This is a genomic window from Streptomyces morookaense, assembly GCF_013030945.1.
Taxonomy (GTDB): domain Bacteria; phylum Actinomycetota; class Actinomycetes; order Streptomycetales; family Streptomycetaceae; genus Streptomyces; species Streptomyces morookaensis.
This window is the reverse complement of record NZ_JABBXF010000217.1, coordinates 1-503: the sequence shown is the minus strand read 5'-3', so window position 1 is coordinate 503 and position 503 is coordinate 1. Positions and strand designations below refer to the sequence as shown.

The window sequence follows — 503 nt, the reverse complement described above, 5'->3', positions numbered from 1 at the left end:
TCCATCGCGCCGCCGTCCCGGAGGTCCAGCGCGTCGGCCTTCATCCGCTGCTCGAAGGACGGTTTCTTCGGCGCTGCCGCCACTGCCGCGTCGAGCTTCGTCTTCGCCTCGCCCGCCGCCGTGTTGCGCTGCTTGCGGGCCTCGGACAGGAGGCGCTCCGCCTCCTTCATGTCCGCCTTGCCCGGTTCACCGGGGTCGGCGGGGCGCGGGCCGGGGTCCTGGTTCGCTTTCAGCTTCGCGTTGTACGCGTCCGCCTTCGCGTGGTAATCGTCGGCGGCCTTCTTGTTCGCCTCCTTGCCCTTCTTGTAGAGGCGGACGGCCTCCTTGGCCTGGCCCTGGGCCCAGGCCACCGTGTGGGCGTACGTCTCCAGGACGCCGGCCGCCGACTCGCACGCGTCCGCAGCCTGCGCCCAGCCCTTCGGGTGTTCCACGAACTTGGCGGTGAACGCGTCCGCGCCCTTGCCCTTCCAGTCCGTGGCGCGGACCTTCTGCAGGCCTGCGTG

General features: G+C 71.0%; 1 protein-coding gene. It reads right to left on the bottom strand.

Going from position 1 to position 503, the window contains the following annotated elements; all coding sequences use genetic code 11:
- A partial coding sequence (locus HG542_RS34235) for a putative T7SS-secreted protein (protein WP_368857194.1) occupies positions 1–503 on the bottom strand: 503 nt, incomplete at both ends.